Genomic DNA, 18,640 nt, shown 5'->3' with positions numbered 1-18,640 from the left:
TGGATGGATACCGGATGAATCAGGGCGGCTTGAGCCACTAGATCATCCGCTGCTCACTCTGCTCCAGCACCGCCAGCGCCAGCCCGTTGGCCGGATCGATCCGCTGCTCAGGAAAGTGCAGCAGGGTATGTGCGGCGGTAAAGGCCAGCGCGTTGCCGTGTGCGGTAGTGCGCACCGCCTTGCAGAAGACTTCACTGGCGTTCCACGGACAATCAATGATGATGGTGGCGGGATTGAGCAGCAGCATAATCTGACTCAGCGCCGCACCCAGATAGCCACCCGCCTGCGCCATCACCTCATCCACCACCCGTGGCGCGCTGTCGCGGTTCTGCCAGCTCAGGCCAGGCTGACGCTGCGCCAGCTGCTGTTTAACCGCAGGCTGGCTGACCAGCGCTTCCAGGCAACCGCGGCGGCCGCAACTGCAACGCGGGCCGTCGGGCTGGACAACCAGATGTCCCGCCTCGCCCGCCGTCCAGCTGTGCCCGGTAAAGACTTCACCATGCTGTACCAGTGCGCCGCCAATTCCCTCGGAAATACGCAGATAAAAGTGACCGCTCTCCACAGATAATCCACGTAGCTGTACCGCCAGCAGCGCAGCGGCTTTGACATTATTCATAATGCGGATGGGGAGACTGACGTGCTTACTCAGCGCGCCCAGCAGGTCAACATCCTGCCATTCGAGGGGCAATGAAATATGCATCCAGCCGCGCCGGGGATCGACGATACCGGGAAAACCCAGGCCAATGCCGAGCAAATCAGGATAGCTTTTCATCAGTTCCCGGCACAGCATCGCCAGCTCAGCCAGCAGTCGGGTCGGGTTACTGGTATCGGTGCGCAGCGTCTTTTCAGCCAGCACCTGTGAAAAATAGTCGCAGACCCGCCAGTGGATGACGTTGCGTTCCACCATGATGCCTGCGCTCTTGAGTTTTTCCGGCCGCAGGGTAATCCCGATTTTAGGCCGTCCGGCGGACGCGACGCTGACCGGCCCCAGCTCCTCTATCAGACCCTGCTCCAGCAGGTCATCAATGATTAATGAGACGGTATTTTTGCTGAGTGTCAGCGCCTCCGCCAGATCCTGACGCGACGTCACGCGCAGCTTACGCAGCTGAGTCATCACCCGTTTCTGGTTATTCAGTCGCAGTAGTGCAGGGCCTTTGCCGTTCGTTTTCATTACGGGTTCACTCAACAGAGGAGTAAGAATTGAGTGTATCAGCCCATACGTATTCCACATCCCACACTTTTGCGGGCGGTTTCACACAACCCGATCGCCTGTGGCTAAGATCGTGACCGCGATCAGATCGTGGGATTAATGCCGGGTTTTCTGCTGCACCAGTGGCCGGACGTCGGAATGATCCTGACTCAGCGCGTCCGGCTGCGCCGGGCATGGGCGGAAGGGCAAAGGCGGTATAGCTCGTCGTTATGACGAGGGGCTTCAGGCCCGATGAGCGCAGTGACCCGGCGCTGCCGGGTCACTGTTTAATATTCGTCGCCGCGTACCCGACTGCGATAGCTTTCCCAGTCGAAGCGCACCCACAGGCTGTTGCCGAGGCGCATACGGTCCATGACACGTTCGCCCAGCAGCGTATTCATGCCCGCATGGTCGAGGTTGGATAACATGCCGGTCGGGCGTTTCGAGGAGGATCGGCGATCGACAATCTGGTTAATAATCACTTTTTCGTAGCGCGATTCACTCTGCATACCGATCTCATCAATCACCAGCAGATCAACACTGCTGAGATCCTGAATCAGCCGCTCTTCGGTAATGCCGCTGCTGCCGCTGAAGGTGCCCTTCATGCTCGACATCAAATCAGCAACCGTCACGATCAGCACGCTTTTACCACGCAGGATCAGGTCGTTGCCAATCGCGGCGGCCAGATGGTTTTTACCGGTGCCGGGACGGCCTGAAAAGACAAAACTGGCGATGCTGCCATCAAATTCAGCGGCATACTGACGCGCCAGTTCCAGCGCCTTGCGCTGTCCCTCATTCTCTACCCGGTAATTATCAAATGAGCAGTTCATATGCAGCTCGCGAATGCCGGAACGGCCCATTACGCGCTGCATTTTCATTGCGCGATTCTCACGCACAATCGCCTCTGATCGCAGGCGACCCTGCTCCTGATTCCACGCCAGTAGCTCTTCGCCATTAGCAAATTTAGGACGGGTGCCTGCGGGCATCATTTTTTTCAGACGGTTAAAGAGATCGTTTGGCGTTTTCATCATTCACCTCGGAAACCATCGGGAATGGTACGGTCAGGATCGGGCAACTGCGTGATATCACGCTTCGGTTGCCCGCCGTTTGCGGCACGGTTCATCTGAATGCTGCGTGCCAGTTTCTGTTGCCACTGTACATGATGGAACATCCGGCCTTCCGCCTGCCAGTAAGCCACAAAGGCTGCCAGCTCGCTGGGGGTCACTGGTTCGCCCAGCGACACACCCCAGATCGCGGCCTGGCGCGTAAAGTCGGCATCCGGCTGCCAGCCCTGATACATGGCGAACTTACCTGCCGGCGTATGGATCGCGGCGGGGGAATCGTCATACAGGCTGTCATCCAGCGCCACATCATTCGGCTGCCGGGCGGCGGCTTCCAGCGCCAGCAGCTCAGCCAGACGCTTAGGTGTGATGGCGTACATCACCGGCGCATAATTATCTAACACCGCCAGCGTGCCCTTTTCCGCCTGCTGCAGGGCAGTCAGCGGATCCTGTCGGAAGGCATCCAGGCCAATGAGCGTTGAAGTTAAGATTTTAGCTGACATGAAAAGACCTGAGGTTAACGAACACCTTGCGCCGGGAACCCGTCGCCGACGCAGAAGTGTTTATTGTACCTTTTTTAATGATGCGGATCGCTTAAAAAGCAAGAGTGCGGATCAGTGCGAGGTGACCGGAGAAGTGGCGTGACGGGCCGGTGCAGATTCGGTGGCGTGCACGCTGACGGCAGCGGCGGCCGGACGGGTCTGCCATAGATAGCGAACCGAGGCCAGCCAGCACAGGCCGTAACCCAGCAGTTCGGTGCCCTCTTCGGCCATGTTTTTCACCACGCGGTTGTAATCTCCCAGCATCAGGTGCTGCCACAACGCATGAATACCAAACAGTCGTGAGAAGACCAGCACCACTAAAAAGCCGGAGGCCATCACCGGCCAGCTGCGGTGTTGCAGCAGCCTGGCCAGCGCGTGCAGCGTTTTTTTCGGCGTCCGCAGCGCGACGGCCAGGCAACCGGCCGTCACCGCCAGGGCGAACCAGATCCAGCTGCCATGCTGGATGGCATCAAACACAAAGTCGAGCTCACGGATTAGCATACAGCTATAGAAGCCCGCCACTAAGGTCAGCGCGCCGCGCTGAGCCGGACGGCGCTGGGCCGCAATAAAGAACAGGGCGGCAATCACCGCCAGCATGATTTCCTGGGTGGTTTCAGTAAAAGAGGTTTCGTGCAGCGCATCATTCATCCAGGCCACATCAATATAGATGGGCAATATCATCAGAGCGAGAAAGAGTGCTGCCAGTATGAAGACCGTCATTTCACGGCCAATAATTGTCAAATCGTTGCGCATAGTGTTACCAGTATAATGATTAGCGGACTCATTATATTTTAAACGCCCGATTCCCTTTCTCTTTTCATGCCCCGATCAGAAGCTGGCGCTGAAGCCAAAGGTATAAAGTTGCTGCTCCTGGTTATTCAGCGCTTCGCTTTGTGAAAACGCGGCGAAAGCCGCCAGATTATCGTTCAGAGGCACTTGTGCACCGATGCTCAGATCGATGCCTTCGGACTGATCGGTGCCGTTCGTCGCCTCACGCCGGGGATTCTGCGGCGTGTCTGCCAGCAGATAGTGATAACTCAGCTGCGCCCAGGGCGATATCCATCCCTGCTGCGAATCGATGCGCCAGCCGACGCTGGCGCTCTGCTCACGACTCTGCTGATCGCTGTAGTCACATTGCAGACAGTTCATCTGCTGCGGATCAACGGCATACTGCGCCACCGGCCCGGTGGTAAATGACGGGGCAATGGGCAGGTCAACCCCAGCCCGATAGCGTTTTCCCAGCGGGGTGGTGCCTACGCTGCCGGTTTCACTGTGGACGGCGATGGGTGACGCGGTGGGAGAGTTGATGGCGGCTTCAAACAGGGCGCGGCTCTCATCGCTGAAGGCGAGTGGCGTCAGGGCGATCTTCTCCGCCAGAATCGTATCGTAGTCGGGCAGAAAGTCGGGATGCTGAGGCGCAGAGATGCCGCCGCGCGCAAAAGTCGGTTGCGTTAAGATTAACAGCCATACAGCACAGCAGATCCGCAGACCTTTCCAACCGCTTCTCGGCAACATCGCTTCTCCAGGCAAGGCTGAAGTTATTATCCGGCGTTTAAATTAAATTTCGGCCCGTCTCTGTTATTTAACCGGTGATCGTTTAACTATCAACCGATTAATTCTAAGATCAAGCGGACCGCTAAAATATTCTCGTTATAAAGGAACAAAGCGATGCAACGATGTGGTTGGGTAACGCAGGATCCCCTCTATCTGGCTTATCACGACAGGGAGTGGGGTGTGGCACAGAGAGACAAGCGTGCGCTGTTTGAGATGCTCTGTCTGGAAGGACAGCAGGCGGGGTTATCCTGGATTACCGTGCTGAAAAAGCGGGAAAACTATCGGGCGGCGTTTTACCAGTTTGATCCGCAGGCCATAGCGTTGATGGATGCGGCAGAGATCGACACGCTGATGCTCAACAGCGGTATTATCCGCCACGCCGGTAAAATCGCGGCGATTATCGCCAACGCTCGTGCTTATCTCCAGATGGAAGCGCAAGGCGAGGATTTCAGCCACTTCGTCTGGCAATTTGTCGATAACGCGCAAATCGTCCACCATTATCCTGACTATAGTCAGGCTCCCACCACCTCAGAGCAGGCCATTGCGCTCTCGAAGGCGCTAAAGCAGCGTGGTTTCAAATTCATCGGCCCCACAATCTGCTACTCCTTTATGCAGGCCTGCGGGCTAATAAACGATCATCAGAGCAACTGTTTTTGCCATCCTGACAACCAAAAGGCGTAATTCCCGCTAAATCAGGATTTTTCCTCACTACATTCCCGGCCACCAGGCGGCATAATCGTGCCACTTATGGGAAAGGTTTTCCCCTGTGTGTCGAATGTAAGGGAACAAAAATGCAGAAGAAATTAATCGCCATCACCTTGTTATTAAGCGGCAGTCTGGCCCTGCCAGGTTGTACCACCAATCCTTACACCGGCGAATCTCAGGCGGGTAAGTCAGGTGTGGGCGCAGGCCTGGGTGCGTTAGTGGGTGCCGGTGTCGGTGTACTCTCCTCGTCGAAGAAAGATCGCCGTAAAGGTGCGCTGATTGGTGCTGCTGGCGGAGCCGCACTGGGCGGTGGCGTGGGCTACTACATGGATGTGCAGGAAGCGAAACTGCGCGACAAGATGCGTGGAACGGGCGTCAGCGTGACCCGTAATGGCGATAACATCGTCCTGAATATGCCAAACAATGTCACCTTCGACTCCAGCAGCAGCAATCTGAAACCTGCCGGCGCGAACACCCTGACAGGTGTTTCAATGGTGCTGAAAGAGTATCCGAAAACCGCGGTAAACGTAGTGGGTTATACCGACAGCACCGGCACCCGCGCGCTGAACATGCGTCTGTCACAGCAGCGTGCTGAAAGCGTCGCCAGCGCGTTGATCGTGCAGGGTGTTGCCAGCGATCGCCTGCGCACCCAAGGTGCAGGCCCGGATAACCCGGTTGCCAGCAACAGCACCGAAGCAGGCAAAGCGCAAAATCGTCGTGTTGAGATCACGCTCAGCCCGCTGGGATAAACGCGGTCGCCCCCGCCCGGGGGCGCCTTTTTTCTGTAAAGCATCGCGTTAAAAGTATCAGTAATGTTTCTGCGAATAGAGCCAGCAGAGGCTTTATGGTAGTCTGATCAAAAATTGATCAATGGACGCCTTCCCATGTCTCTTAAAGCCATCGCTGCGGTTTTAGGTCTTTCCGTAACGACCGTCAGCCGCGCCCTCAACGGTTATCAGGATGTCGCTCCGGAGACGCGTAAACGCATCGAAGAGGAAGCGCAGCGGCGTGGCTACCGGCCTAATGCGGCGGCCCGGCGTCTGAAAACCGGCCGTGCTAACGCGGTGGGGTTCGTCTACCCGATCGGTGCCTCTCCCCTGAATGGCAGCGACTTCAGCGACATGCTGCTGGCGCTGGAGCATCACCTTGCCCGTTATGACATTAACCTGCTGTTGCTGGCGGATAAGCAGCAGAGTCAGTCGACGCTGACACGCCTGCTGCGCAGTGGCGCCGTTGATGCCCTGATCGTCGGCCACACCACGCCAGAAGACAGTCGGCTTCATGCTCTGCTCCAGACCAATTTTCGTTTTCTGGCGCTGGGCCGCAGCGATCTGCCATCTACCTATGCGTGGTTTGATGTTGATCACCTTGCCGGTTCACAGCTGGCGGTGGGCTGGTCGCTGGCGCAGGGACGGCAGCGGATAGCCTGGCTTGGCAGCAATGAAAACAGTACGCGGGTGCGTGACCGGCGTCAGGGTTATCTGACGGCGCTGGGGGAAGTTACGCCTTACGCGATGGCGGCGGTGGCACCGTCGCGCCGCGCCGGCTATCAGCAAACCCGGGAGTGGCTGGCAGAGGGGCCAGTACCGGAAGTGATCATCACCGACTGCGCTGCGCTGGCTGAAGGCGTGGCTCTGGCGCTGCAACTGGCGGGGCGTGCAGCGGGCGAGGGTGCCATTCTGCTGGCGGGCTGGGAAGGATTGCCGCGAGATGCGATTCTCGATCATCCCATTGTCGCCATTCGTCAGGCGACGCCGCATCAGGCCGGTGAACAGGTGGCTGAAATGGTCATCCGGCTGATTGATGGCGCACCGCCGGAAACGTTACAGACCCTGTGGCAACCCTGGCTGCAATTACCTGTGTAGCGCTTTTTTGCGCCGGGCTTTGCTTGTGCTAGTCTCTGCCGGGTTTCTTATTACGCAGGATATCTCATGAAAATCAGGCCGCCTCGCGCCACCATCAGCGATGTTGCTCACGCGGCACGAACCGGTAAAACCAGCGTTTCACGCTATCTCAATGGTGAACTGCATCTGCTCTCTGCCGGTCTGAAAGCGCGGATCGAACAGGCTATTGCTGATCTCAGCTATCGCCCGAGTCAGATGGCGCGTGGCCTGAAGCGCGGACGTACCCGCCTGATCGGGCTGATTATCGCCGATATCACCAATCCCTATTCTGTTGATGTCATGAGCGGTATTGAAGCCGCCTGCCGCGAGCAGGGCTTCACGCTGCTGATGTGTAATACCAATAACGAAGTGGATCTGGAGCAGCACTATCTGCAATTGCTGAGCAGCTATCAGGTTGAGGGCATTGTGGTTAACGCCGTCGGGATGCGCGAAGAGGTGCTGAACCATCTGCAACAATCCCTGCTGCCGATGGTGCTGATTGACCGTAAAATCCCCGATTTTCCCTGCGATGTGGTGGGCCTGAATAACGCCGAGGCAGCTGAAACGGCAACGCGGCATCTGGTCGACAATGGCTATGATGCGCTGCTGTTTCTTAGCGAGCCGCTGGGCAGCGTCAACACGCGCCGTGAGCGCCTGCAGGCCTTCCGCCAGCTACTGGCCGAGCATCCGCAGGTTGAGCATGAGAATACGGAAGTGGCGCTGCATCAGCCCGCCGCGCTGGATCAGGCGCTGCTGGCCTTTCATCAGCGTCACACCGGCAAACGTTGCGCAGTGATGGTCGCCAACGGGGCGCTGACCCTGCAGGTAGCGCGATCGCTACAGCGACTCAATCTGCACTGGGGCCGCGATATCGGCCTGCTCGGTTTTGACGAACTGGAGTGGGCGGCGCTGGCCGGTGTCGGTATCACCACGCTGAAACAGCCCACCTGGCAGATTGGCTACAGTGCGCTGGAACGACTGATTAAGCGCATCGAAGGCAGCGGATTGCCGGTTGCCGAGCAGGTCTTTTCTGGCGAACTTATCGTTCGCGGCTCCAGCCAGCCTCTTAACTGAATTTCAGATTTAACCTTCCGTTTACGTGCTCGCTTCGTGAGCACGATCATAATTTCACAGTTTGCTGCTTTGCTTTGGAACCGGTTCCATTTAGGGTTTTTGTATTCGTTATGGGCAGAACCCTGCCATGGAGTAGAACATGAAACCTGACATCATCGTGGTGACCGCCGCATATGGCCACGCACAAATCGCCGCTCTCGGCGGTCAGCGTGCGCTGCTGCCGATTATCCAGCAGGCGGGCGCAGACGGGGTCGAAATCCGCCGCGAACTGCTTGATGACGCGGCACTGGCCGATCTGCCGGCACTGGCCCGGGCGGTGGCGCAGCATCAGCTGCACAGCAGCTATTCGGTGCCCGATACGCTGTTTTGTGACGGCGGCGAAATCAATCCCCGTATAACCCACTACGTTGAAGAAGCACGCCAGTTAAACGCTCAGCGGCTGAAAGTGGCGCTGGGAGAGTTCACCGGTGCGCTGCCTCGCGAAGCGTTGCAGGCGCTGCTGGCAGATCTGCCGTTTCAGCTGACGGTAGAAAACGACCAGACTGAGCATGGCCGACTGGCTCCGTCAGTCGCCTTTTTCACGGCGGTCAGGGAAGCGGATCTGCCGATCAGCATGACCTTTGATATGGGTAACTGGTGCTGGACCGGTGAGGATGCCGATCAGGCGGCGCAGCAGCTGGCTGCGCAGGTGGGCTATGTGCATGTCAAAGCCGCCGTGGCGCACCAGGATAGCTACCGCGCGATTGCGCTGGATGAGGCTGATGACCACTGGCGCACACTGCTGCAACAGTTGCCCGCACAGGCACCGCGCGGTATTGAATTTCCGCTGGAAGGCGACGATCTGACTGCGGTGACACGCCACTACGTGTCGCTGCTGCGTAACGTGTAAGGAGTGAAGATGACCACGCATCACACTATGCATCACAACGGTCCGCTTGATGTTGTCACTATCGGTGAAGCGATGGCGATGTTCATCGCCCGTGAAACCGGCGACCTGGCCGCAGCAGAGACCTTTGTTAAACGCGCGGCGGGCGCTGAACTCAATGTGGCGACCGGCCTGGCTCGTCTTGGCCTGAAAGTGGGCTGGGTCAGTCGTATTGGCGATGACGCTTTTGGCCGGTTTATTTGCCAGCAGCTGGAAAAAGAGGGTATCGACCACGCCCGGGTGACGGTCGATAAGCGCTATCCCACCGGTTTTCAGCTCAAGTCCAAAGTCGATGACGGCTCTGATCCGCTGGTGGAATATTTTCGTAAAGGCTCGGCGGCCAGCCATCTGTCGGTCGACGATTTTAACGCGGACTATTTTGGTTCGGCGCGACATCTGCACCTGAGCGGTGTGGCGGCGGCGCTGTCAGAGAGTTCGCTGGAGTTGCTGAAGCACACCGCCAAAGAGATGCGCGCGCGCGGTAAAACTATCTCGTTTGACCCTAACCTGCGGCCGGTACTGTGGCGCAGCGAAGAGGAGATGCGTAAGCAGCTCAATCTGCTGGCGGAGTATGCCGACTGGGTACTGCCGGGCGAAAAAGAGGGGCTGATTCTGACCGGCTATCGTCAGCCAGAAGCGATCGCGGATTTCTATCTCGATAAGGGTGTGAAAGCGGTCGTGATTAAAACCGGTTGTGACGGTGCCTGGTATAAAACGGCGCAGGGCGAGCAGGGCCAGGTTGAGGCGATAAAAGTCGACAACGTGGTGGATACCGTAGGCGCCGGAGACGGCTTTGCCGTTGGCGTCATCAGCGCCCTGCTGGAAGGTCAGTCGCTGCCGCAGGCGATTCGTCGCGGCAACAAAATTGGTTCGATGGCGATTCAGGTCATTGGTGACAGCGAAGGTCTGCCGACGCGTCAGCAACTGGGCGACGTGTAGTTCGCGCCCCTCTACAGTCACAGGAGTTCCCGATGAAAAAGCAGACAATCGCGCCAAAACGCTGGTGGTTCATCATGCCCATCGTGTTTATCACCTACAGCCTGGCGTATCTCGATCGTGCAAATTTTAGCTTCGCTTCTGCTGCCGGGATTAATGACGATCTCGGCATCACCAAAGGCATGTCCTCGCTGCTGGGTGCGCTGTTCTTCCTGGGTTACTTCTTTTTCCAGATCCCGGGTGCAATTTACGCCGAACGCCGCAGCGTCAAGAAACTGATCTTCTGGTGTCTGATCCTGTGGGGCGGCTGTGCCTCACTGACCGGCGTGGTCAGCAACATTCCGATGCTGGCGGCCATTCGCTTTATTCTGGGCGTGGTGGAAGCCGCGGTGATGCCCGCGATGCTGATCTACATCAGCAACTGGTTTACCAAGTCGGAACGTTCACGCGCCAACACCTTCCTGATCCTGGGTAATCCGGTCACGGTGTTGTGGATGTCGGTCGTGTCAGGCTATCTGATCGAATCGTTTGGCTGGCGTGAGATGTTTATCTTCGAAGGGATTCCGGCGGTGGTCTGGGCGATCGCCTGGTGGTTCCTGGTGCAGGATAAGCCGGCGCAGGCGCGCTGGATGAGCGATGCCGAGAAAGCGGCATTGCAGGCTGAACTACAGAAAGAGCAGGAAAATATTAAAGCGGTGCGCAACTACAGCGAAGCGTTCCGCAACCGCAACGTGATCATTCTCTGCCTGCAATATTTTGCCTGGAGCATCGGCGTCTATGGCTTTGTGCTGTGGCTGCCGTCGATTCTGCGTAATGGCACGCAGATGGGCATGGTAGAAGCGGGCTGGCTCTCCGCGGTGCCTTATCTGGCGGCGACCATTGCGATGGTGGTGGTCTCCTGGGCGTCGGATAAAACCCAGAACCGTAAGCTGTTCGTCTGGCCGCTGCTGCTGGTGGGCGCGCTGGCGTTCCTCGGCTCTTATCTGGTGGGATCGAACAATTTCTGGATGTCCTACACCCTGTTAGTGATTGCCGGTGCCGCGATGTATGCGCCTTACGGGCCGTTCTTCGCCATTATTCCTGAGATGCTGCCACGCAATGTCGCCGGTGGCGCAATGGCGCTGATTAACAGTATGGGTGCGCTGGGGTCGTTTATCGGTTCATGGATTGTCGGCTATCTTAATGGAGCCACCGGCAGCCCGTCCGCGTCCTACATCTTTATGGGATCGGCCCTGCTGGTTTCGGTGTGGCTGACGCTGATTGTGAAACCGGCGCAGAACAAAGCGCCGCCGCTGCAGGGTGCGAAACCCGCCTGAAAGCGTAAACGTTAGCCTCTATTTCTCCGGGCGGCCTGCAAGCCGCCCGCTACTTATTGACCGGGAGCCACCGAATGAAACCCGCTGTAATTCTCTATAAAAAACTGCCCGATGATCTCTATGCTCGCCTGGCTGAACAGTGTGACGTGACGGAAATCAGCGATCTCTCGCCGGAAAGCCAGCAGGAACATGCTGCGGCGTTCCAACAGGCAGAAGGTCTGCTGGGATCGGGCGGTAAAGTGAATGGTGAGCTGCTGGCGAAGATGCCCAATCTGCGCGTCTGCTCCAGCGTCTCTGTAGGCTATGACAATTTTGATGTAGAAGCGCTGAATCAGCGTCACGTGGTGCTGATGCACACGCCCACCGTGCTGACCGAAACCGTGGCGGACACCATGATGGCGCTGGTACTGAGCACCGCGCGTCGGGTGCCGGAACTGGATGCCTGGGTCAAAGCGGGCAACTGGCAGAAGAGCATCGGTCCGGCACAGTTCGGCATCGACGTGCACCATAAAACGCTGGGTATTCTCGGCATGGGACGTATCGGGATGGCGCTGGCGCAGCGCGCCCACTTTGGCTTCGGCATGAAAATCCTCTACAACGCCCGCCGCGAGCATGAAGAGGCGCAGTCGCGCTTTGGCGCACAGCGCTGTGAGCTGGAGGCGCTGCTGAAGCAGAGTGATTTCGTCTGCATCAGTTTGCCGCTGACTGAAGAGACGCACCATCTGATCGGTGCCGCCGAGCTTGAACTGATGAAGCCGGATGCGGTGCTGATCAACGCCGGTCGCGGGCCGGTGGTGGATGAGAATGCGCTGATCGCCGCGTTGCAGGCGGGCAAACTGCATGCCGCCGGGCTGGATGTGTTTGAGCAGGAGCCGGTCTCTGCCGACTCTCCGCTGCTGTCGCTGCCCAATGTGGTGACGCTGCCGCATATCGGTTCTGCCACCCATGAAACCCGCTACGGCATGATGCAGGATGCGGTAGAAAATCTCCTCGCTGCACTCGGCGGAAGCGTCGAGAAAAACTGCGTGAACCCGCAGGCGCTGAAGTAATCCCCTCGCCTTTCCATTGCGCCCGCCCATGGCGGGCGTTATGGTGGACCCCCGATTCGCTATCACAAATATTTAACCGCTATGTCTTTTTCTCAGTTCGGCGACAAATTTACCCAACATTCCGGCATCTCACGTCTGATGGAAGATATGGGCGCGGGCCTGCGAACGCCCGGCACCATCATGCTGGGCGGCGGTAATCCGGCGCAGATCCCGGCCATGAACGACTACTTTCAGCAACTGCTGCAGCAGATGCATGAGGAAGGCAAACTCAGCGAGGCGCTGTGCAATTACGACGGCCCGCGCGGTAAAGCGACGCTGCTGGCGTCGCTGGCCGGGCTGCTGAGCGATGAGCTTGGCTGGCCCATCACCGCTCAGAACATTGCGCTGACTAACGGCAGCCAGAGCGCCTTCTTCTATCTGTTCAATCTGTTTGCCGGTCGCCGGGCCGATGGCAGCAAAAAGCGGGTGCTGTTCCCGCTGGCGCCTGAGTATCTTGGCTATGCGGATGCCGGCCTGGAAGAGGGGCTGTTTGTGTCGGCGAAGCCGAACATTGAGCTGCTGCCGGAAGGTCAGTTTAAATATCATGTCGATTTCGAGCATCTGCCGATGAACGAAGAGGTTGGGCTGATCTGCGTATCGCGCCCGACCAACCCCACCGGCAACGTGATCACCGATGATGAGCTGATGCAGCTCGATGCGCTGGCACAGCAGCATGACGTGCCGCTGCTGATCGACAATGCCTATGGCGTGCCGTTCCCCGGCATCATTTTCAGCGAGGTGCGCCCGCTGTGGAACCCCAACATCATTCTCTGCATGAGTCTGTCGAAGCTCGGCCTGCCGGGTGCGCGTTGCGGCATCATTATCGCTGACGAGAAGACCATCACCGCGCTGAGCAATATGAACGGCATCATCAGTCTGGCGCCCGGCAGTATCGGTCCGGCCATTGCCAATGAGATGATCCGTCGCGGCGATCTGTTGCGGCTCTCCGAAAAGGTGATTAAGCCGTTCTATCAGCAGAAGGTGCAGCAGACCATTGCGATCCTGCGGCGCTATCTGCCGGAAGACCGCTGCCTGATCCACAAGCCGGAAGGGGCGATTTTCCTCTGGCTCTGGTTCCGCGATCTGCCGATCACCACCGAATTGCTTTATCAGCGGCTGAAAGCGCGCGGCGTGCTGATGGTGCCGGGCCACTTCTTCTTCCCGGGACTGGAACAGGCGTGGCCGCACACCCATCAATGTATGCGGATGAATTACGTGCCGGATGCAGAGAATATTGAGCGGGCGGTGCAGATTCTGGCGGAAGAGGTTGATAACGCCTGGCGCGACAGCTAATCCTGCGTATCGGTTAACGACAGCTGGCACCACTGTGCCAGCTGCTGAATCGCCTGTTCCACTTCCGCATTCCAGCCAAAACCGGCATTCAGCCGGAAACAGTGATCGTAGCGCTGGTCGGTGGCAAAAATGTGGCCCGGCGCAATGCCGATGCCCGCATTACGCGCTTTCAGAAACAGCTCGCGCACGTTCAGCGCCTGTCGGGGCATCTCAACCCACAGCACATAGCCTCCTTCCGGATCGGACACCCGGGTTCCCGCCGGAAATTTCCGCAGCACCGACTGACGCATTTCACGGATTTGTCGAGCCAGCTCACGCCGCAGCTTACGCAGATGAGCATCATACCCGCCGCTGCGCAGCAGTTCCGCCACCGCCGCCTGCGACAGCACCGAGGTGCCCATGGTTGAGGTATATTTCAGTGAGGCGATTTTGCGCATGTAGTTGACGCTGTGAACCCAGCCAATACGAATGCCTGGCGCCACGGTTTTAGAGAAGCCGCTGCAGAGAATGGCGTTGGGGCTGAAGGCGCGCATCGGGAAAGGGCGGCGTTCACCAAAGGCGGTATCGCCAAAAATATCATCCTCAATAATCACCACGTCGTTTTCATCCGCCTGCCGCGCAATATAGGCCTTATGCTCGTTGGGAATGCTTTTTCCCAGCGGATTGTTGACGTTGCACAGGGTGAGAAAAACCCGCACCGCCTTGCGCTGAAACAGCCCGGTGAGCTTCGCGACATCGACATACCCTTCCGGCCCGGCTTCCACTTCAATCACCCGTAAATTGAGGTTATGCAGCATCTGCAGCAGCACGAAATAGCAGGGTGATTCCACGGCGACCACATCGCCCGGCTGGGTCGTGGCGCGCAGCGACAGCGAGATCGCCTCAATGCAGCCGTTGGTGATCAGAATATCGTCAGCGCTGATATTGCAGCCGTAACCCACTGCCCGGCGGGCAATCTCTGTTTTCAGCGGCGCATAGCCGGTGCCCTTCACCGTATTCCCGAGCAGGGCCGGTTTGCTGTAGCCCATCTGACGCATCAGCAGGCCGATGCGCTTGACCGGATAGAGCGCACTGTCACCGTTGGCCAGATCGAGACGCACCCGGCAGTCTGAGCCAAGCATCGCCAGATGGAGCTCTGTCTGCTCATCAAGCGGCGCGATGGCGCGCGGCTGTTCACTGACGGCGGGCAACTGACGGGAAGAGGGCCGCTGCGGAGCAACAAAAAAGCCCGATTTGGGGCGGGCAACGGCGTAGCGCTCATCTTCCAGCGTGCGCAGTGTCTTCAGGGCGGTGGTGAGGCTGACATTGTACTGCGTCGCCAGCGTGCGCACCGACGGCAGACGGCTGTCAGGTGCCAGCGAACCGGCATGAATGGCCTGCTTGATCTGTTCTGCGATCTGGCGGTAACGACTGCTCTGACTCTCCTGTTCCCCGATAATATCGGCCATCTGTTCCACCCCATATCGCGCTGATCTGTGCATATTCAACAGAGTACATTCAAAGTACTTTAGGCTGCATCTCTTAATTATTCATAACGCTAAACGGCCCGGCGACCCCGTCAGCCCCGGGCTTCAGACCATAAAGTGATTCTGTTCACCTGAGGAAAACGTGAGAAATGAATAATCTGCCCGCCATGATGAAGGAGATGGAAGCGTATCTGTCACCCGCCATCATTGAGTCCGCTCAGCGCTGCTCTCTTCGCCTGCTGGCAGCGTTGCCGGATCAGCAGCAGCTGGAGAATAACCGTGTGCTGCTCGCCTATGGCGGGGGAAAAGACAGCAGCTACATGGTGGCTTACGTGCGTTACATTCAGGGACTGATCTGGCAGCAGCAGGGCAGCACCTTTCATCTGCGGATCAGCACCAATCGCCATGCGGCGATGAATCAGAGCGTAATGGAGAATATTCACCGCGTTTATCAGTCGCTGGCGATGCATGACGATGAGCGGGTGGAGTGCCTGGTGGTGGATGGCCTGCTGATCCGGCCATTTGACCGCGACCTGCCGATGCCGGGCAGCGTGCGGCAGCAGAACCGTAATGATGTGCTGATGAATGGCCACCGGTTTCGCGCCGACGCGCGCTCGACCTTCTGCAACGCCTGTAATCTCAGCATGGTGAACTCCTTTGGCCTGGCGGCAGACTACAACGGTGGCGTGGATCTGATTGTTACCGGCGACTCGCCACAGGAGCAGGCCGCCTATGTCGCCTGGGCGCGGCACCTCTCACGGCTGTTTGATGCGCCGGTGGTGGACAAAAGCAGGGGCTTCAGCGGGTTTCTGCAGACGCTGGATGGCGTGGCAGAGCACTACTTCAGCGATGTTTATGGCGCCGAGCAGCTGACGCCTGCGCACCGCATCACCCACCAGCTGGCGCGCAATCCACTGTTCTTCAACATCTATCAGGACACCGCCTATGAAGCGGGCGCGCACTGGGCACTGCTCAGCGAATTTATGCGCTTCCGTTTTGATGCGCTGATGTTCAGTTTTTCCGAATCCGACTGCGGTAATCCGACGCTGATGGCGCACCTGCGCGGATTGCGGGCAGAAACGCTGCTGCAGCGCCACTATGCCGAAGGGATCCGCGAATATGTGCGCTTTGCGCTGGGACTGATGGTGAAGAAAGATTTTCCGCCCGCGCTAATCGATGAGATGGCGGCGCGCTATCAGGATGACGCCGCGATCCAGCGGCAGCGGCAGCGCGCGGCGGACTTCGCCATACAGGCGTTTGACCTCAGCGAAGATCAGCTGATCTGCATGATCTACTCCCCGTTCCTGGCGCAGGGAGAGCAGCTCGGACACTGGCTGATGCAGCAGCAGATTACGCTGGATGAGGCGGCCATCCGCGACCTGCTTGAGCAACGCAGTGAAGATCGCGCGCTGGCACAGCAGTTAACCCGGCTCTCCGGCATGACGCTGACGCAGATGCGGCACTGCTGGCAGAGCAAGCCGGTCAGTTCGCTGCTGGAGGGCAAAAGCGCCGATCCGCTATCGCGCGTGCTGCGTTTTGATCCCCACAAAGCGGTGATTCAGGTCAATAACGGTGTACTGAATGACATCGTGACAGAAATCATTTCCGGGCGTTAACCCGGTAAGGCGAGGCGATGAAAAAGATTTTTCTGCAAATTGGCGCCACCCGCGACGGGCAAAATCCTTACTGCGCGGTGGCGAAGCGCGACGGCTATTTTACCGTGCTGGCTGAAATGGGTGATTTCGTCGATTACCAGTCGTTAAGCCTGGCTCTGCCATTTGATCTGATCATTCGCCTCGATCGCCCCGAGAATCCCTGGGAGGTGATGCAGGCCTATCTGCACGCCGGTTTACTGGCGCATCCGCTGGTGGTGCTGGCGGGCTTTGAAGCCTACAACGCCAGCGCCGGACGACTGCGCGAGATGCTGGCCGGGCCGGATGCGCCCGCTGCCTTTATTCCGCTGGATAAATATGCGCAGCGCATGGCGCTGAAAAAAGCCTGGCCGCGCTTCCCGCAGCCGGAGTTCCGCTTTTTCGCCTCGCCGCTCAGCATTCTGGATGCCGGACAGGCGCTGATCTATCCCTGCGTCGTGAAGCCGGTGGATGGCGGCGGCGGCCTGGGCATCTGGCTGATTGAGCATGCCGATCAGCTGCATAGCGTAGTGAAACAGCTGGTACAGACCATGAACTACGGCGGACGCGGCTTCAGCGGCTTTATTGTGGAAAGCGCGCTGATCGGCGATGAGTTTTCGTTGCAGGGCGTGGTGCATCAGGGACATCCCCAGGCGCTGACCTGCTGCCAGAAGGTGATTGAGCAGCACCGGGATGCTGAGGGCTGCGTCAGCTTTTATGAGTCGGGGCATGTGGCGATGGCGGCAGCGGCCCTGCCAGCGTCGTTCAGCAGCCTGATGACATTCTGTTGCGAAACCTTTGGCTACCGTCAGGGTGCATTTCATATCGATTTTATTGTGGTCAACGGCGTGCCGCATTTCCTGGAGATGGGGTTCCGGCTCTCTGGCATGGGCGTGGCGACGCTGGTGCATGAGGCGACCGGCATCAACTGGGCGGAAGTCACCTTCCGGTTAGAAGCGGGCGGCGCGTTACCCGTCTTTGCCTTCACCACACCCGGTGCGGTCGGCCAGCTGCGGTTGCGGCAACCGGCGCAGCTGCAGGCTGCCGAACGCTGGATCGATCAGCATCAGCAGGGCGCGCTGTTACCGCCACTCAGATTGCCTGCGTTACAGGTTTCGTCACGCTCATCGCTCTATGCAGACCTGACGCGTCACGCGGGCATTCTGGCCACTTTCAGCCTGACGGCCACAGCGCGTGAGCCGATTATGACCACTTTTCAGCAGGTGATTGCCGCGCAGCCGGTGGCGGCCGGGAGAGATAAAGTATGTGCAGGATGATTCTGGCGCATGGCCGGTTCGACAGCGCAGAGATTCTGGAGGCGGCGCGCGCCATGAGCTGCGGTGAAAGCGCCGAACACGATGGCCCGATCAAATCACACCCTAACGGCTGGGGCTGTCTGTGGCTCGAAGAGGGCGAGATTCGTACCCTGCACGGCACCGGCGCGTTCGCAGAAGCGCTGCCGGGTATCGATGTGGATCGCCTGCGCAGCCGGTTTCTGGCGGTGCATGTGCGGCACGCCACGCTGAGTAAAAATCAGGGACTGGCGTTTTCTCATCCGCTGTGGCGCAACAGCGCCGGACATCAGTGGTACATGATGCATAACGGCTTTCTGCCGACGATTTACCGCCAGCTCGGTCTGGCGGAATCGCGCTTCGATTCAGAAGAGTATCTGCATTATCTGGTGGATCAGACCACGCCCGCCGATTTCACCCGCGACTATCTGCGCGCAAAGATGGCGCAGGTAGAGCCGGGCGGCAGCGCAGGCAATGCCATTTTCGTCACCCGTGACAAAGCCTGGGCATGGCAGTGGTATCCGCACGACACGCCCTGGCCCGACTATTTTACGATGCATTTTCAGCAACAGGATGGTTGCACGCTGATCGCCTCTGAACCCGTGGCAATACCAGGCAGCGCTGGCAACTGGCGGCGAATGAACAATCATGAACTCTATGAAATACCGTTTAGGGAGTGATAAAC

At 58.3% G+C, this 18,640-nt stretch carries 18 protein-coding genes; 12 read left to right on the top strand and 6 right to left on the bottom strand.

The window, feature by feature from the left end; translation table 11 throughout:
• Positions 1–37: 37 nt before the first annotated feature.
• The 5 genes from NR195_RS13095 to NR195_RS13075 form a co-directional block, all read right to left on the bottom strand.
• Positions 38–1,171, bottom strand: coding sequence for an ROK family transcriptional regulator (locus NR195_RS13095; RefSeq protein ID WP_022624794.1), 1,134 nt, complete (start codon positions 1,169–1,171; stop codon positions 38–40).
• A gap of 305 nt (positions 1,172–1,476) precedes the next feature.
• Positions 1,477–2,217 (bottom strand): DNA replication protein DnaC, encoded by a 741-nt coding sequence (dnaC, locus tag NR195_RS13090; protein ID WP_010258898.1) that lies wholly within the window; start codon positions 2,215–2,217, stop codon positions 1,477–1,479.
• Positions 2,217–2,753 carry a primosomal protein DnaT gene (gene dnaT / locus NR195_RS13085; protein WP_010258900.1) on the bottom strand — a complete coding sequence of 179 codons (537 nt, stop codon included), beginning with the start codon at positions 2,751–2,753 and terminating at the stop codon, positions 2,217–2,219. Before dnaT ends, dnaC begins: the two co-directional genes overlap by 1 nt.
• Positions 2,754–2,864: 111 nt before the next feature.
• Positions 2,865–3,545, bottom strand: coding sequence for a hypothetical protein (locus NR195_RS13080; RefSeq protein ID WP_010671597.1), 681 nt, complete (start codon positions 3,543–3,545; stop codon positions 2,865–2,867).
• A gap of 75 nt (positions 3,546–3,620) precedes the next feature.
• On the bottom strand, positions 3,621–4,307 hold the full coding sequence (locus NR195_RS13075; protein WP_010258902.1) for an autotransporter: 687 nt from the start codon (positions 4,305–4,307) through the stop codon (positions 3,621–3,623).
• 153 nt (positions 4,308–4,460) lie between these two features.
• Here NR195_RS13075 and NR195_RS13070 point away from each other — a divergent pair, with 153 nt between their 5' ends.
• From NR195_RS13070 to NR195_RS13030, 9 genes are all read left to right on the top strand, one after another.
• The gene (locus NR195_RS13070) at positions 4,461–5,027 is read left to right on the top strand and encodes a DNA-3-methyladenine glycosylase I (RefSeq protein WP_228312352.1); all 567 of its coding nucleotides are present in this window, start codon (positions 4,461–4,463) and stop codon (positions 5,025–5,027) included.
• Positions 5,028–5,137: 110 nt separating this feature from the next.
• On the top strand, positions 5,138–5,800 hold the full coding sequence (locus NR195_RS13065) for an OmpA family lipoprotein (protein WP_010258904.1): 663 nt from the start codon (positions 5,138–5,140) through the stop codon (positions 5,798–5,800).
• A gap of 135 nt (positions 5,801–5,935) precedes the next feature.
• Entirely contained in the window at positions 5,936–6,916 is a 981-nt protein-coding gene (locus NR195_RS13060) for a LacI family DNA-binding transcriptional regulator (RefSeq protein WP_256844597.1), read from the top strand.
• 66 nt (positions 6,917–6,982) lie between these two features.
• Complete coding sequence (locus NR195_RS13055) at positions 6,983–8,008, top strand: LacI family DNA-binding transcriptional regulator (protein WP_187500791.1); 1,026 nt, start codon at positions 6,983–6,985, stop codon at positions 8,006–8,008.
• A 139-nt stretch (positions 8,009–8,147) separates the two neighbouring features.
• Entirely contained in the window at positions 8,148–8,897 is a 750-nt protein-coding gene (locus NR195_RS13050; protein WP_010258907.1) for a hypothetical protein, read from the top strand.
• A gap of 9 nt (positions 8,898–8,906) precedes the next feature.
• Entirely contained in the window at positions 8,907–9,872 is a 966-nt protein-coding gene (locus NR195_RS13045) for a sugar kinase (protein ID WP_010258908.1), read from the top strand.
• A gap of 32 nt (positions 9,873–9,904) precedes the next feature.
• Positions 9,905–11,185 (top strand): MFS transporter, encoded by a 1,281-nt coding sequence (locus NR195_RS13040; protein WP_010258909.1) that lies wholly within the window; start codon positions 9,905–9,907, stop codon positions 11,183–11,185.
• A 74-nt stretch (positions 11,186–11,259) separates the two neighbouring features.
• A complete protein-coding gene (gene ghrB, locus NR195_RS13035; protein ID WP_158148902.1) occupies positions 11,260–12,234 on the top strand; it encodes a glyoxylate/hydroxypyruvate reductase GhrB in 975 nt (324 codons plus the stop codon).
• An 81-nt stretch (positions 12,235–12,315) separates the two neighbouring features.
• Positions 12,316–13,566 (top strand): valine--pyruvate transaminase, encoded by a 1,251-nt coding sequence (locus tag NR195_RS13030; RefSeq protein ID WP_256844596.1) that lies wholly within the window; start codon positions 12,316–12,318, stop codon positions 13,564–13,566.
• Here NR195_RS13030 and NR195_RS13025 read toward each other — a convergent pair.
• Positions 13,563–15,014, bottom strand: coding sequence for a PLP-dependent aminotransferase family protein (locus tag NR195_RS13025; protein WP_256844595.1), 1,452 nt, complete (start codon positions 15,012–15,014; stop codon positions 13,563–13,565). The two genes, NR195_RS13030 and NR195_RS13025, sit on opposite strands and share 4 nt — an antisense overlap.
• A 167-nt stretch (positions 15,015–15,181) precedes the next feature.
• On the opposite strand from NR195_RS13025, the gene NR195_RS13020 reads away from it, so the two are divergent.
• From NR195_RS13020 to NR195_RS13010, 3 genes are read left to right on the top strand one after another with little or no spacing between them, the layout of a single operon-like run.
• Positions 15,182–16,648, top strand: coding sequence for a hypothetical protein (locus NR195_RS13020; RefSeq protein WP_256844594.1), 1,467 nt, complete (start codon positions 15,182–15,184; stop codon positions 16,646–16,648).
• A gap of 17 nt (positions 16,649–16,665) precedes the next feature.
• Positions 16,666–17,940: an acetyl-CoA carboxylase biotin carboxylase subunit family protein gene (locus tag NR195_RS13015; RefSeq protein ID WP_256844593.1), complete on the top strand. Its 1,275-nt coding sequence runs from the start codon at positions 16,666–16,668 to the stop codon at positions 17,938–17,940.
• A complete protein-coding gene (locus NR195_RS13010; protein ID WP_031591025.1) occupies positions 17,928–18,635 on the top strand; it encodes a class II glutamine amidotransferase in 708 nt (235 codons plus the stop codon). Before NR195_RS13015 ends, NR195_RS13010 begins: the two co-directional genes overlap by 13 nt.
• The last annotated feature ends 5 nt before the right edge of the window (positions 18,636–18,640 follow it).

The organism is Pantoea sp. Ft-CA_14, assembly GCF_024520875.1.
Classification (GTDB): Bacteria; Pseudomonadota; Gammaproteobacteria; order Enterobacterales; family Enterobacteriaceae; genus Pantoea; species Pantoea agglomerans.
This window is presented reverse-complemented; position numbering and strand designations above follow the sequence as displayed.

Coding starts and splice junctions, on each gene's coding strand:
- NR195_RS13055 (WP_187500791.1), top strand. CDS start 6,983: ATGAAAATCAGGCCGCCTCGCGCCACCATCAGCGATGTTGCTCACGCG.
- NR195_RS13030 (WP_256844596.1), top strand. CDS start 12,316: ATGTCTTTTTCTCAGTTCGGCGACAAATTTACCCAACATTCCGGCATC.
- NR195_RS13095 (WP_022624794.1), bottom strand. CDS start 1,171: ATGAAAACGAACGGCAAAGGCCCTGCACTACTGCGACTGAATAACCAG.
- NR195_RS13020 (WP_256844594.1), top strand. CDS start 15,182: ATGAATAATCTGCCCGCCATGATGAAGGAGATGGAAGCGTATCTGTCA.
- NR195_RS13015 (WP_256844593.1), top strand. CDS start 16,666: ATGAAAAAGATTTTTCTGCAAATTGGCGCCACCCGCGACGGGCAAAAT.
- dnaC (WP_010258898.1), bottom strand. CDS start 2,217: ATGAAAACGCCAAACGATCTCTTTAACCGTCTGAAAAAAATGATGCCC.
- NR195_RS13050 (WP_010258907.1), top strand. CDS start 8,148: ATGAAACCTGACATCATCGTGGTGACCGCCGCATATGGCCACGCACAA.
- NR195_RS13080 (WP_010671597.1), bottom strand. CDS start 3,545: ATGCGCAACGATTTGACAATTATTGGCCGTGAAATGACGGTCTTCATA.
- NR195_RS13065 (WP_010258904.1), top strand. CDS start 5,138: ATGCAGAAGAAATTAATCGCCATCACCTTGTTATTAAGCGGCAGTCTG.
- NR195_RS13075 (WP_010258902.1), bottom strand. CDS start 4,307: ATGTTGCCGAGAAGCGGTTGGAAAGGTCTGCGGATCTGCTGTGCTGTA.
- NR195_RS13060 (WP_256844597.1), top strand. CDS start 5,936: ATGTCTCTTAAAGCCATCGCTGCGGTTTTAGGTCTTTCCGTAACGACC.
- NR195_RS13025 (WP_256844595.1), bottom strand. CDS start 15,014: ATGGCCGATATTATCGGGGAACAGGAGAGTCAGAGCAGTCGTTACCGC.
- NR195_RS13070 (WP_228312352.1), top strand. CDS start 4,461: ATGCAACGATGTGGTTGGGTAACGCAGGATCCCCTCTATCTGGCTTAT.
- ghrB (WP_158148902.1), top strand. CDS start 11,260: ATGAAACCCGCTGTAATTCTCTATAAAAAACTGCCCGATGATCTCTAT.
- NR195_RS13045 (WP_010258908.1), top strand. CDS start 8,907: ATGACCACGCATCACACTATGCATCACAACGGTCCGCTTGATGTTGTC.
- NR195_RS13010 (WP_031591025.1), top strand. CDS start 17,928: ATGTGCAGGATGATTCTGGCGCATGGCCGGTTCGACAGCGCAGAGATT.
- dnaT (WP_010258900.1), bottom strand. CDS start 2,753: ATGTCAGCTAAAATCTTAACTTCAACGCTCATTGGCCTGGATGCCTTC.
- NR195_RS13040 (WP_010258909.1), top strand. CDS start 9,905: ATGAAAAAGCAGACAATCGCGCCAAAACGCTGGTGGTTCATCATGCCC.